We start from the raw sequence: 13,077 nt of genomic DNA, 5'->3' as shown, positions 1-13,077 counted from the left end.
CGTTGACGCTGCGCGGCCCCGAGAACCACCCTCGGACCACCCGCTCGTCTGCCCACCGCTCACCCACGCACATCCTGGAAGGGACAGTTCCTCCGACGACAGGAAAGAACCGGCCGGGCCCGCACGCGGGCCCGACACACCGGGACGGGCAGGATAGAGACGTGGCGAAGATCCCCGAGACGGCCCGGGTAGTGCTGCAACACCGCCTACACACCCGACACACCGCCCGCTGGCCCCAGCTGCGCGACCTGACCATCCGCTACCGCGGCGACTTCGCCTACCTCGACGCGGTCTTCACCGACGACCCCGCCGACGCCAACCCCTACCCGTTGTGCCGGCTGCGCTACACCGGCCGGCCCGACCGGTGGGGCTTCGCGATCTACCTCGACAGCCGCGGCGCCTACGAGGACTCCTACCTACCGGACGGGCAGCCCACCGCCACCCCCGAACAGGCACTCGACTGCGCCTGCGGGCTCTACGCCGGCGACCCCACCGCCTGGACCAAATGACCACCAACCAGACCAGCAAGATTTACGCGCGGCTGCACTAGTGCGTTGTCCGCGAACGGGTGTCGACTTTTCGTGATCATGCGGCGTTCTGGGTGTGGCCCCAGCGGTGTTGGCGCTCGCTTCGGACGCGGGCGCGTTCGCGGCGTCGGGCTTCCAACACTGCTGGGTGGCGGCGGTGGGCGTTGCGCCAGCGCAGGTAGGCGTGCAGGTCCCGGGCGAGCGTCGGGTGGTTGGGCGGGGCGCTGTTGGCGAGCACGAAGCCGCGCAGCGGGCCGAAGTGCGCCTCGATCGGGTTGGCCCAGGACGCCTGGGTCGGGGTGAGACAGAGATGGACCTTGTGTCGCTGGGCCCAGGCGCGGATCGCGGCGGTCTTGTTCCCGGACCAGTTGTCCAGGATCACGTAGATCGGTGCGCCGTCCGGGCGGGYGGCGCGGATGCTTTTGAGGGCGGCAAGGGTGTGGTCGGCTCCTTTGCGTTCCCGCACGACGCCCCACAGGGTGTCCTCGCCCAGGGAGTAGCAGCCGTGGAGGTAGCGGATGCCGTGGGTGCGGTGGTAGGTGGCGGGCAGCCGGTCAGGGTGGCAGACCCCGGCCCAGCAGGTCCCGTGGCAGGGGCGGATGGACAGTGGGCCGAACTGGTCGAAGGCGAAAGCACCGGTCAGGGAGACGTCGGGCCACGTCCTCGATGCGGGCCAGCTTCGCGTCCGCGTCCGGGTCAGTGGTCTCCTTCCAGGTGCGGGTGCGCTGGAAGGAGATCCGGTGCCGGTGGAGCAGCTCGCCCAGGCGCTGCCACCGGACGATGACCGGACGTACCCCGGCCGGGGGGTGACACAGGTAGTCGGACAGCTTGCGCAGGCTCCAGTGGGTGAACGGCAGACCCAGCGCTCGCGGCCGTGTCCGGGCGACCTCGACGATGCGGGCCTCGTCGGTTGTGGTGATCCGCCGCGGACGGCCACCGGCCCACTTCGGGTCCAGACATTCCAGGCCGTGGTCGTTGAACGCGTGGATGACGTCCCGGACGGTGTCGGGGTCGGCGGCGACCAGCGCGGCGATCGCCTCGTTGGTGTTCCCCGACGCCGACGCCAGGATCATCATCGCCCGGCGGACCTTGACCGCGTCGTGCCGGCCCCGCCGCACCATCCGCACCAGGGCCTGTCCTTCCTCGTCCGTCAGCCGACGGGCGCGCACCGTCCTGGGCATCGCAGACTCCTTCCCACACAGGGGTAGAGACCTGCCCATCACCCAAAACCGAGATCGCCACACCTAACCGGCCGACGTTCACGGACAGCGCACTAGGTAGTGGGACGGGGTTGCGAGGTGGCCTACTGGCTGGCAAACGGCCTCGCTGCCGCGCCGTCCAGCTACCGCCGATACCATCGCGCGAACCTCAGCGGTTGACCCTCGTCGTCACGCAGCGGTTGAATCTCTTCGTCGGCGCCCGTGTCATCGGCCCACATCTGGCCTCTCGCCGGGCCGCTGACCACGAGCGCCTCCCACGACGAACAACCGCGGTGACAGAGATACAGCAGCCCGGAATCCCGCTGGTCGGACTCGTATCGCCGCCACCAGATGTTCTTGGCCGCGCCGAACTCCTCCGGCGAGTCGTAATCTTTCTCGTCGGGCTGGGCCGGCAGTTCGTCAAACGGGTTGAACGCCTCGACATGGGCAAAGGACTGGTGCGGCGTGCCCAGATCGGTCAGGTCGGCACCGGCCCCCTCCCAGCGCCACCTCGCATCAATCTGGCGGAGTGAAAACAGCCCGTACGCAGGCCCCGCCCGCCTCGTCCTGCTTCCAACAGGAATGACCGGTACTCACTCGGCAACTCCACCCGTGGCTGCGCCTCGACCCCGGCCAGTTCGGCGGTGGTGAGAGGCGGTTCAAGCAGCCACTCGTGAACGTCGGCGCCAAAGACCCTGGTGGCGTCCGGTCCGGCGGCCAGGCAGGCAAATCGCTCACGGACACCCGACCAGCCAGCGTGCGTCACGGCGCGCATCCTACGAGGTCGCTTCGACGACAAGAGGCCCGTCCGGACTACTGGTAGACGAGGGTTCAGCTGTCCGCGAGCATGATCGGTACCACCCCTCATCACCAGGCCGACCGTGGTTACCAGGCCGAATGACGGCAACACGTACGCGACAATCATCTGAGGTCGCCCATTCCAGTACCGCTGCGCCTATGCCGATATCTCGGCGCCGGCCAGCCGGTCGGCGGCGTCCCGGCCGCCGGCGCGGGGGCGAGGGCGGGACGGCAGCAGCGTGAACGCCGCCAGCGCCGCGACGCCGATGAGGACGCCGGCGACGAGGAAGGCGCGGTCGTAGCCGGTGGTGACGGCGGCGAGGCTGGCCGGCTCAGTCTGGTGGCGGGTGACGGTCGAGGCGACGGTGACGAGCACCGCCAGGCCGATGCTTCCCCCGCACTGGCGCGCGGCGTTCAGCAGGCCCGAGGCCAGCCCGGCCTCGTCGCGTGCGACGCCGGTGGTGCCGGCGGCGGTGTTGGTCACCATGCAGAGCCCGAGGCCCACCGAGGTGACCAGGGAGGGGCCGAGCAGGTCCGCGACGAAGCCTCCGTCCGGGCTGACCCAGCCGAACCAGCCCATCCCGACCGCGCCCAGCGCCAGCCCGCAGACCAGCAGCGGGCGCGGGCCGACCCGCGCCATGAGACGCCCGGCCACGATCGTGCCGGCGACCACGCCCAGGGCGAAGGGCACGAACGCCAGCCCCGTGCGCAGCGGGCTGTAGCCGAGCACGCCCTGCAGGTACAGCGAGGCGAAGTAGAAGGCGCCGAACTGGCCACAGGCGACGAGGAAGATGACGACGCAGGCCACCGACAGCGACCGGGACCGCAGGATCCCCAGCCGGACCAGCGGCGCCGCCACCCGCCGCTCGACGAGCACGAACGCAACCGCGAGCAGCGCCGCTATCCCGAGCGTGCCGAGCGTGCGGGCCGAACCCCAGGCGTAGGTGTCGGTGCGCACCACACCGTAGACCAGGACGACCATCGCGGCCGTGGCCAGCATCGCGCCGGCGATGTCCAGGCGCGGCCGGCGGGCCGTGCGCAGGTTGCCGATGCAGGCCATGGCGAGCGGGATCGCGACCGCGGCGATCGGGACGTTGACGAACAGCACCCACCGCCAGTTCAGGTACTCGGTGAGCACACCCCCGAGGGTCACGCCGACCGCGCTGCCGGCGCCCGCGACAGCGCCCCAGACCGCGAGCGCCCGGTGCCGGGCGGCACCCTCGGCGAAGGTGGTGGTGATGACGGTGAGGCTGACCGGCAGCAGCACCGCGCCGGACACGCCCTGCGCCGCACGGGCCGCGATCAGCTCCCCCGGGTTCTGCGCCAGCCCGCCGAGCAGGGACGTGAGCCCGAAAAGGCCGAGCCCGGCGATGGCGGCGCGGCGCTGGCCGGTCAGGTCCGCCAGCCTGCCGCCGAGCAGCAGCAGCCCGCCGAAGGTGAGCGTGTAGGCGTTCACCACCCATTGCAGGCCGCTGTCGCTGAACCCCAGGTCGGCCCGGATGGACGGCAGCGCGACGTTCACCACCGAGATGTCGAGCACCACCATCAGCTGACACAGGCAGACGACCGCGAGCACAAGCCCGGCCCGCACGGGCGCCGGCGCGGGCACGGGCTGGCCGGCCGCGGGCTGGCCCGCATCGACGCGGGGCCCGCCGACGGTTCGGCTCACGGCCCCGGCGTCAGCGTTGGCGTTGGTGTCGGCGTCGGCGTCGGCGTCGGCGTCGGCGTCGGGTGGTTCTGAGATGGACATGGCGCCCTTCTTCAAGCGGAGTTCGACGGGAGAAAGTCGACTCAGGGTCTATTGGACAGCGTCCAGTTAGGTTAACCTAACCTGGATCTTCTTGATCGACAAGAGAGGGTGTCCGTCCCGGACGCCCACGAGCTGAAGGGGAAACCGGATGGCCAAGACGCCACCGACGACGGCCGCGCCACGGCCGGCTGCCGTCGGCGCCGGCCGGCGCCGACGGGTCCGCCGAGACCGAGGACCCCACGGCGCCGGCGGCACAGTCCGGCGGGCAGAGCACGCAGCGCCAAGCGCTGGGCGTCCTGCTGAGACCGGTTCGGGGACGGCTGGTCGCGGCGGCGGTCCTCCAGGCCGCTGGCTCCGTGGCCGCGGTGATTCCATACGTGTGCATCGGCGAGCTGGCCAGTACCCTGCTGCGCGACCCGGTCGACCACGACCGGGCCTGGGCCGTGGTGCTCGTCGCGGTCGTCGCGTTCGTGGCGCGCTTCATGCTGGTCGGCGCGGCCGGGACGATCAGCCACCTCGCCGACAACGACCTCACGCTCGACCTGCGCGCGCGCATGGCCCGGCGGCTGGGACGGGTACCGCTGGGCTGGTTCGACCAGCGCTCCAGCGGAGCCGTGAAGACGGCGGTGCAGGACCAGGTCTCGGCGCTGCACACGCTGGTCGCCCACGCGGCGAACGACGTCGTCGGCGCCGCGGTCACACCGCTGGTGGTGCTCGGCTACCTGTTCTGGGCGGACTGGCGACTCGCGCTGGTCACGCTGGTGCCGCTGGTCTTCTTCGCGTTCTCCTACGGGCGGATGACGAAGGGCTACAGCGAGCAGATGGCCACCTATGTCGCGGCGCTCGGGCGGATCAACGCCGCGGCGGTGGAGTTCGTCCACGGCATCGCCGTGGTGAAGGCCTTCGGGCAGGCCCGGCGGGCCCACGCCCGGTTCCTGCGCGAGACCGACGCGTTCGCCGACGCCTTCGAGGGCTGGACGAAGCCGATGCTGCGGCCGTTCGCGGTCACGATGGCCGCGGTCTCCGGCCCGACGATGCTGCTGGTGATCCTCGGGGCCGGGACCGGGTTCGTCGAGGCCGGCTGGTGCTCCCCCGCCGACGTGGTGCCGTTCGTCGTGCTCGGCATCGGGATCGCCGGACCGCTGCTGAACCTGGAGCATTCCGCCACGTCGCTGCAGCTGGCCCGCGGCGCCGCCACCGCCATCGGCTCCCTGCTGGCGACGCCCGTCGTCGCCGAGCCGGAACGGCCGCGGGAGCCGGCGGGGCACCGGGTCGAGCTGCGGGACGTGTCGTTCGGCTACGACGACCGCGTCCGGGTCCTCGACGGGGTGGACGCGGTGCTCGAGCCCGGGACGGTGACGGCGCTCGTCGGCCCGTCGGGCGCTGGCAAGTCGACCCTCGCCGGCCTGCTCCCCCGGTTCACCGACCCGGACGGCGGCGCCGTGCTGCTCGGCGGCGTGGACGTGCGCGACGTCGGCGGCGAACAGCTGTACCAGCACGTCGGGTTCGTGACCCAGGACGTCGGGCTGTTGCGCGTCAGCGTGCACGACAACATCGCCCTCGCCAAACCGGGGACGGCCAGGGAGCGGGTCGTCGCGGCGGCCACCGCGGCCCAGATCCACGACGTGATCAGCGCGCTGCCGCGCGGCTACGACTCGGTGATCGGCGAGGACGCCCGCCTCTCGGGCGGTGAGGCGCAGCGGGTCACGATCGCCCGCGCGCTGGTGGCGGACACGCCCGTTCTCGTCCTCGACGAGGCGACCTCGTGGGCCGACCTGGAGTCGGAGGCCGCGATCCAGGACGCGCTGTCGGAGCTCGCCGCCGGGCGGACGGTGCTGGTGATCGCGCACCGGCTGGCCAGCGTCACCGCCGCCGACCAGATCCTCGTCCTCGACGGTGGCCGCGTCGTCGAGCGTGGCCGGCACCCGGAGCTGCTCGCCACCGGCGGCCGCTACGCCCAGCTGTGGGCGGCCCAGACCGAGGCGGCCCAGACCGCGGCGGCCCGGACGACGCACGGCGCGGACGGCGCCGCCAGGAACGACACGGAGGTGGCGCGGTGATCCGGCAGCTTGGCAGGGTGCTCGGTGCCGAGCACCGCGGCGACTACCTGCGCTACCTCGCCGCCCTCGTCGTCTACAACGTGCTGCAGGGCGCGGCGTACGTGCTGCTGGTACCGGTGCTGCGCGACCTGCTGCGCGGCGACACCGGCGCCGCGGCGCGCTGGCTCGCGATCCTCGCGGCGGTGGTCGTCGTCAGCTGGTTCGCGTCCTACGTCCACCAGCAGCTCGGCTTCCGGCTCGGGCACCTGCTCGCGCGCACCCTGCACCACCGCCTGGGCGACCATCTCGCCGACTTGCCGATCGGCTGGTTCAGCGGCGACCGGGTCGGCGCCATCGGGCAGCTGACCAGCAAGGGCGTCGTCGACATCATGGGGCTGCCCGCGCACATGTTCCAGCCGCTCGTCTCGGCCGCCGTCACCTCGCTCACCGTCGTCGTCGGCATCCTGGTCGTCGACTGGCGGCTCGGCCTCGGCGCGCTCGCCGCGATCCCGCTCGTGTACGCCGTGTTCTCGTGGGCCGCGCGGCGCGCCGCCAGCGTCGACGACCAGCTGCACGCGACCGGCGTCGAGGCGGCCGACCGGGCCGTCGAGTTCGCCCGCCTGCAGCCGGTGCTGCGCGGCGCCGGCCGGGCCGCCGACGGCTACGCGCAGCTCGCCGGCGCGCTGCGCGAGCAGCACGCCGCCGGGCGCCGCCAGCTGCGCCGCTCCCTGCCGGCGCTCGGCGCGAACGCCCTGACCGTCCAGCTCGTGTTCACCGCGCTCATCCTCCTCGGCACGGCGCTCGCGCTGCGCGACGGCGGCCGGACCGCCGAGCTGGTCGCCCTGCTGGTGCTGCTCGCCCGCTTCGCCGAGCCGCTGGCCGCGTCGGCCGAGTACGGCGCCGCGCTGCGCACGGCCCGGGCCAGCCTCACCCGCATCGACGAGGTCCTGGCGACCGCCCCGCGGCCCGAGCCCGAGCGCCCGGCCGACGTCGGCGGTCACCGCGTCGACGTCGATGACGTCAGCTTCGGGTACGACCCCGGCCGGCCGGTCCTCGCCGGGATCAGCCTCACCGCGGAGGCGGGCACCACGACCGCCATCGTGGGATCGTCCGGCGCCGGCAAGACCACCCTGCTGTCGCTGCTCGCCCGCTTCGTCGACGTCGACGCCGGCGCCATCCGCGTCGGCGGCGCCGACCTGCGCGCGCTGACCGCCGAGCAGCGCGGCGCCCTCGTCGCGCCGGTGTTCCAGGACGTCTACCTCTTCGAGGGCAGCATCGCCGACAACATCCGCCTAGCCCGCCCCGACGCGACCGACGCAGAGCTGCGCGAGGCGGGCCGGCTCGCGCGCGTCGACGAGATCGTCGACCGGCTGCCGGACGGCTGGGAGACCCAGGTCGGCGAGGGCGGCGCGTCGCTGTCCGGCGGCGAGCGGCAGCGGGTCTCGATCGCCCGCGCCCTGCTCAAGGACGCCCCGATCGTGCTGCTCGACGAGGCCACCGCCGCCGTCGACCCGGAGAACGAGGCGGCGATCACCTCCGCGCTGGCCGCGCTCACGCTGGCCCGCACGGTGTTCGTCGTCGCCCACCGGCTCACCACCGTCGCCCACGCCGACCAGATCCTCGTCCTGGACGGCGGCCGCGTCGCCGAGCGCGGCACCCACTCCGAGCTGCTGGCGAGCGGCGGCCGCTACGCCGCGTTCTGGCGGCAACGCCAGCGCGCCCAGGGCTGGCACCTCGGCACCCGCGTCCCGGCCGGCGCGGCCACCGGCGGGGACTGACCCGTCGCCCGAGCCGGGCCGCCGTCCAGGCCCAACCGGTCCGGCGGTCCGGCGGTCCGGCTCCGGTGGACCAGCGGCTCGGCACCCACGGCTGGTCCGGCGGCCCGTCCCGCGGTCAGTCCGGCGCCACGTCGGGTCCGGCTCCGCCGGGTGTGGGAGCGTGACATCCGTGGCGGAGCGCGGTCGAGAAACGGACGTCGGCACCAGGCCCAGGCTCACCCCGGGCCTGGTGATCGACGCCGCGCTGGAGCTGAGCCGGGACCGTGGCCTGGACGGCTGGACCATCCGCGACCTGGCCCAGGCCCTCAGGGTCTGGCCGAACACGATCGCGTACCACGTCGGTGACCGGGAGGCGATTCTCGACGCCGTCGTCGAGCGGGTCGTGGCGATGATGCCGAACCCGCCCGCCGACCTCGGCTGGCAGGACTGGTTCCGGGCGTTCCTCTTTCCCGGTCGCGACATCGTCGGCCGCTACGTCGGCGTCGCCCGCCGGCTGTGCCGCGACGGCGCCGCGGTGCCGTCCGCATTCCCGATCATGGACCGGGGTATCGGCCTGCTCGCCGCCGCCGGGTTCGGCGACCGCGCCCCGCTCGCCTACGCCACCCTGCTCAACAGCGCGATGCTGCTCGTCGCCCTCGACGACGACCGCGCGCTCGCCGGGCATGGCCGCGCCGACGCCGCGACCGCTCTGCGGTACGCGACCGCGCCGCCGGGGGCCGGCGAGGGCTGGGCGACGATGCAGCCCTGGCTGCGGGCCTGGGACGCCGACCCGGACGCCAGCCGCGCCGCCCTCTACCGCTACACCATCGAGTGCCTGCTCGCCGGCCTCGAGGCCGACCTGCGCGCGGGCGCGGGGCAGGCGGGTGGCGCGGACCCGGGATGAGGCTTGACGGACACCCTCACGACGGATCCGCCGTTGGCCAGCGTCGGCCATGACGGTTGTCTCCTTCCAGGCCGTCAGGGCGGCAGGCCGGGTGGCGCGCGAGGAGGCTCCCTCGCGCGCCGCCCGGCCTGGTCGAGGTGTCAGTCGGCGATCAGTCGGCGATCGGGGTGTTGCCGAGGACCTTGTACTCGGCGGGCTGGCCCTTGTCGTCCAGAGTCGTGGTCAGGCCGCCCAGGACACAGACGGCCGGGTTGGCCGGGTCGGCCTTGCCGTTGCAGCGGAACTTCAGACCGGCGCCGCCGGGCAGCTCCGTCTCCTTCATCGCCTTGATCGTCGAGGCGACGGTCGCCGGGGTGATGTCCCCGGAGATGCCGTCGAGCGACGCCTGGAAGCCGGCCGTCAACATGAAGGCGATCATGCTGTCCTGGACGCTGGTGTCGATGTCGGTGCTGTAGGTGTCGACGACCTTCTGGTAGAGGCGCATCGACGGGCTGTCCGGCCCGACCGGCGCCGTGGCACTGACGACCATGCCCCTCAGCGTGGCTCCCGGGACCGACTTGCGGGTCGCGTCGGTGACGCACTGCGAGATCGCGCTGATCGTGCCGGTGAAGCCGACGGCCTTGAGGCCCTGCATGGCGCTGATGCAGAACGAGTCGTTGCCGATGATGAAGACCTCATCGGACTTGTTCGAGACGACCTGCTGCATCTGCGGCGTCATGTCGGCGGTACCCGGCGCCACGCGGATCAGCTCGTAGCCGATGCCAGCCTTCTCGAACAGCGGCGGCGCGACCTCCTGGGCGGAGTGCAGCGCGGCCGGGACGTCGATCACGACGGCGGTGACCTTCTTGTTGCCCTCGTCCTTGGCGACCTGGATCGGCAGGTCGATGACGGAGAAGGTCGGGTTGCCCAGAGTGAACGTCGTGGGACTCGTCAGCAGCGCCGGATCGCCCGAGCCATAGATCATGACGGGGATCTTGGCCTCGCCCAGCGGCTTCCAGGCGTCGTCGACGACGCCTGACGTGCCGATGAGGACGGCGACGACGCCCTTCTGGATCAGCTGGTTACCGCAGTCGGCGGCCTTGCCGGGGTCGCCCTGGGTCTCACAGACGGTCAGCTCGATGGGCCGGCCACCGATCCCGGCCTTGTGCTCGTTGAGGTACTTGACCGTCGCCTCGCCCACCCGACCGACGGGCCGTGAGTCCAGCGCCGGGGTGGCACCGTCAATGATCATGCCGATCTTGACGGGCGCGCCGGTCGCCTTGTCGACCGGGCCGAGGGGATCCGCGGCACCCGCGGAGCCACTCGCCGCCGGCGTCGCGGGGTCTTCCGTGTCATCGGAACCGCTGTCACAGGCCGAGACGAACGCGAGGCCCGCGACCAAAGCGGCGATACCGACGACGCGTAACCGTAAGCGGCCCCCGGAGCGGGCGCGCGACGGCGTGGCCGCGACGGCTGAGCGCGACCGCCCCGCCGCCGATTGACCGGTCAGTCCACTGATGAGCATCGTTGTTCCCTGCCTTTGTTGGTGGGCGCTACGCGGATACGAGGAACGCACCGCCCCGTCGAAGCGGAGCGGTGGACGTGTGGATCGGGAACGTGGGTCGTCAGGCTGGCGACGTCGCCGGCGGACCCGGCTCTAGTGGCCGCGGTTGGCGAGGTTGGCCACGGTTGGCGAGGTGGTCACGGTTGGCGAGGTGGCCGCGGTTGGCGAGGTCCAGCAGGTTGTCATCCGCGGTCGGGGGCGGCGCGGTCCGGGCCTCAGGACGCGTTCAGGGGGAGTGGGGCGAACGTGTGGTTCCGCCACACCCGCCGGGAGGTCTCCTCCGGGTAGGCGGTGACAGTCGGGGTGGCGTCGAAGATCCGCGTGAGTCGCCGCTCGGAGTCGTAGGCGGGCCAGCCCGGGTCGCCGGTGGTGGCGAAGGTGGTCCAGGCGCCGCGGATGCGGGCGGCGAGCGTCCTGGCCTCGTCGGACGGCTCGGGACCGAGGAGCAGCGGGCCGAGGTGGGCGCCGAAGGTGCCGAACACCAGCGGGCCGTCGAGCCCGTGGCAGGCGMCCAGTGCGCCGCCGCTGCCGGGCGCGGCCCAGGCCAGTTCGTAGAGGTGGGCACGGCCGCCGCCGGCGGTCTGCGCGTCGGCCAGGTGGAGCGCGGGCATGCGGAACAGCCAGTCGGACTGGACGAGCTCGTGCAGGTCCTCGGCCGAGGCCTGGGGAAACGCCGCGCGATACGCGCGCTCGGGGTCGGGGGGCGGTCCGAACGTGCGAAGCGCCAGCGCGGCGACCTCGTCGCCGATGCGGCCGCGCTGCCCGCCGAGCACGGTGAACAGCCGGAACTCGTCGCGGTTGTGCCCGATGATCACGTCGACGCCCCGCGCCGCGCCGGCGCGCAGCGCCTGCCAGGGCGCGGTGGGCAGCACGTCGCCGTCGACGACCGGGGCGTAGGGCGTGACGGTGTGGGCGACCGCTCCCCACCGGTCCTCGCGCTCGCGCATCCTGGTCGTCAGCACGGCGCCCGCGTCCACCAGCTGGTAGGGGTCCAGGGCCGACAGGTCCTCGACGGTCGGTCGCCGTCCCGCCTCCGCCGCGATCGCGGCCGCGATGTCGCCGCCCAGCGCGTCGGAGTAGAAGACGCCGGGCGGGCTCTGCAGGATCGCCCGCTGGAACAGGCCCTCGGCCCGTGGCATCGCCAGCAGGGCGGCGATGGACCCGGCGCCCGCCGACTCACCGAAGACCGTCACCCGGTCGGGGTCACCGCCGAACGCCGTGACGCTGTCGCGCACCCATTCCAGCGCCGACACCTGGTCGAGCAGCCCGCGGTTGGCCGGCGCCCCGGCGATCCGCGCGAACCCCTCGACGCCCAGGCGGTAGTTGAAGGAGACCACGACGACGTCGCCCTCCTGGGCGATCCGGCTCGCGTCGTAGCCCGGGCTTCCCGCCTGGCCGACCTTGAACGCACCGCCGTAGACCCACACCATCACCGGGCGGCGGGCCGCCGGATCCGGGTCCGGCAACCAGACGTTGACCGTCAGCCAGTCCTCGCCCGCCGAGGTGTCCACGACGCCGGTTCTCCCGGGAATCCCCGCGTCCTGCGGAGGCGGCGGCCCGAAGGCGAACGCCTCCCGCACCCCGTCCCACGCGGGCGCCGGACTTGGTGCCCTGAACCGCTCGGCGCCCACTGGTGGCCGCGCGAACGGGATACCGCGGAAGACGGCTAACCCGTGCTCCCACCGGCCGCGTAGCCTCCCGCGAGCGGTGCGTACCTCGGGCTCTCCGGAACGCTCGGACGCGTCGGTCGTGCCTGTGGTCATCGGATGGTCCTCTCCCCTGGCTGGCCGGATGCGAGAGCGCCCGGCGCGCCGCCGGGGGCGTGCACCGTGAGAAGCGCGCTGACGAGGACGGTCACCATCCGCGTGGTCCGATCGGCGAACTCCTCCGGGTCGAGAGGGTCCTCGCCCTCGATCAGCCAGGCGCAGACGAGAGCCTGCCCACCGCCGGCGAGACACATCGCGAGATCGTCCATCGTCCGGGCGTCGAGGGTCCCGCCCAACGCCTCCTGGAAGAGCTGCCGGTTGAAGGGCACCAGGAGGCCCGACAGCGCCTTGCCCAGGGCGAACGCGGTCGAGCCCGTCATCAGCGCCCGGTAGAACCCGCGATGCTCCGCGAAGTGGCGGGCCACCGCGAGCGACCGGGCGCGGCCGGGGACCGCGGCCGCGGGATCCCCCAGCCGCGGCATCAGGTCCCGTCGGGCGAGATCCAGCGCGGCCTCGAGAAGGAGCGCGTCACGGTCGCCGAACTGCTGGTACAGCACCTGCCGGCTCACGTCCGCCGCGTCGGCGAGGTCGGAGATCGGCACGGCCGCCGTGCCGCGCTCCCCCACCAGGTCGACCGCGGCCCGAAGCAGCGCGGATCGCGACCGGCGTGCCCGACGGTCCCGGACCGGAACCACCGGCGGCAGGCTGAACGTCACACGCGTGATAATGGACACATGTACGGTAACTGGCAAGTGTCCGGCCCTCGGGGCCGGCTGACCCGCGGATCCTGAGATCGCTACTGCTCAGCCCGGGGACGTCCGTCAGCGTCCACCGCGTTGGCCATGGGCCCGACG

Annotated in this window: 11 protein-coding genes; 5 read left to right on the top strand and 6 right to left on the bottom strand. The window is 72.9% G+C overall.

What is annotated here, in order from left to right; translation table 11 throughout:
* The first annotated feature begins 161 nt into the window (after window positions 1-161).
* Window positions 162-509 carry a hypothetical protein gene (locus BL253_RS34565; protein WP_076821863.1) on the top strand — a complete coding sequence of 116 codons (348 nt, stop codon included), beginning with the start codon at window positions 162-164 and terminating at the stop codon, window positions 507-509.
* A 76-nt stretch (window positions 510-585) separates the two neighbouring features.
* Here the strand turns inward: BL253_RS34565 and BL253_RS45950 are convergent, their stop codons facing one another.
* Both BL253_RS45950 and BL253_RS45945 read right to left on the bottom strand, forming a co-directional pair.
* Window positions 586-1,047, bottom strand: a complete 462-nt coding sequence (locus tag BL253_RS45950; protein ID WP_476644134.1) for a transposase — start codon at window positions 1,045-1,047, stop codon at window positions 586-588.
* A gap of 34 nt (window positions 1,048-1,081) precedes the next feature.
* A complete protein-coding gene (locus BL253_RS45945) occupies window positions 1,082-1,708 on the bottom strand; it encodes a helix-turn-helix domain-containing protein (protein ID WP_241835402.1) in 627 nt (208 codons plus the stop codon).
* 194 nt (window positions 1,709-1,902) lie between these two features.
* On the opposite strand from BL253_RS45945, the gene BL253_RS42595 reads away from it, so the two are divergent.
* Window positions 1,903-2,259 (top strand): hypothetical protein, encoded by a 357-nt coding sequence (locus tag BL253_RS42595; RefSeq protein WP_158230477.1) that lies wholly within the window; start codon window positions 1,903-1,905, stop codon window positions 2,257-2,259.
* A 422-nt stretch (window positions 2,260-2,681) separates the two neighbouring features.
* On the opposite strand, the gene BL253_RS34550 is transcribed toward BL253_RS42595, so the two are convergent.
* On the bottom strand, window positions 2,682-4,274 hold the full coding sequence (locus BL253_RS34550; RefSeq protein WP_241835401.1) for an MFS transporter: 1,593 nt from the start codon (window positions 4,272-4,274) through the stop codon (window positions 2,682-2,684).
* Window positions 4,275-4,462: 188 nt separating this feature from the next.
* Here BL253_RS34550 and BL253_RS34545 point away from each other — a divergent pair, with 188 nt between their 5' ends.
* From BL253_RS34545 to BL253_RS34535, 3 genes are all read left to right on the top strand, one after another.
* Entirely contained in the window at window positions 4,463-6,334 is a 1,872-nt protein-coding gene (locus tag BL253_RS34545; RefSeq protein ID WP_081438992.1) for an ABC transporter ATP-binding protein, read from the top strand.
* On the top strand, window positions 6,331-8,091 hold the full coding sequence (locus BL253_RS34540; RefSeq protein WP_076821870.1) for an ABC transporter ATP-binding protein: 1,761 nt from the start codon (window positions 6,331-6,333) through the stop codon (window positions 8,089-8,091). Before BL253_RS34545 ends, BL253_RS34540 begins: the two co-directional genes overlap by 4 nt.
* Before the next feature lie 160 nt (window positions 8,092-8,251).
* Window positions 8,252-8,974 (top strand): TetR family transcriptional regulator, encoded by a 723-nt coding sequence (locus BL253_RS34535; protein ID WP_241835399.1) that lies wholly within the window; start codon window positions 8,252-8,254, stop codon window positions 8,972-8,974.
* 151 nt (window positions 8,975-9,125) lie between these two features.
* On the opposite strand, the gene BL253_RS34530 is transcribed toward BL253_RS34535, so the two are convergent.
* The 3 genes from BL253_RS34530 to BL253_RS34520 all read right to left on the bottom strand — a co-directional run bounded on the left by BL253_RS34530 (window position 9,126) and on the right by BL253_RS34520 (window position 12,939).
* Window positions 9,126-10,478, bottom strand: coding sequence for an ABC transporter substrate-binding protein (locus BL253_RS34530; RefSeq protein WP_076821858.1), 1,353 nt, complete (start codon window positions 10,476-10,478; stop codon window positions 9,126-9,128).
* Between the two features lie 254 nt (window positions 10,479-10,732).
* Window positions 10,733-12,280: a carboxylesterase/lipase family protein gene (locus tag BL253_RS34525; protein ID WP_076821856.1), complete on the bottom strand. Its 1,548-nt coding sequence runs from the start codon at window positions 12,278-12,280 to the stop codon at window positions 10,733-10,735.
* Window positions 12,277-12,939 carry a TetR/AcrR family transcriptional regulator gene (locus BL253_RS34520; protein WP_081438991.1) on the bottom strand — a complete coding sequence of 221 codons (663 nt, stop codon included), beginning with the start codon at window positions 12,937-12,939 and terminating at the stop codon, window positions 12,277-12,279. Before BL253_RS34520 ends, BL253_RS34525 begins: the two co-directional genes overlap by 4 nt.
* Window positions 12,940-13,077 lie beyond the last annotated feature (138 nt).

Source organism: Pseudofrankia asymbiotica (assembly GCF_001983105.1).
GTDB lineage: Bacteria > Actinomycetota > Actinomycetes > Frankiales > Frankiaceae > Pseudofrankia > Pseudofrankia asymbiotica.
The sequence above is the reverse complement of the archived record's forward strand: the minus strand, read 5'-3'. Positions and strand labels throughout refer to the sequence as shown.

Excerpts from the sequence above, each read along its gene's own strand:
- BL253_RS45945 (WP_241835402.1), bottom strand. The coding sequence starts at position 1,708 with ATGCCCAGGACGGTGCGCGCCCGTCGGCTGACGGACGAGGAAGGACAG.
- BL253_RS34550 (WP_241835401.1), bottom strand. The coding sequence starts at position 4,274 with ATGTCCATCTCAGAACCACCCGACGCCGACGCCGACGCCGACGCCGAC.
- BL253_RS34530 (WP_076821858.1), bottom strand. The coding sequence starts at position 10,478 with ATGCTCATCAGTGGACTGACCGGTCAATCGGCGGCGGGGCGGTCGCGC.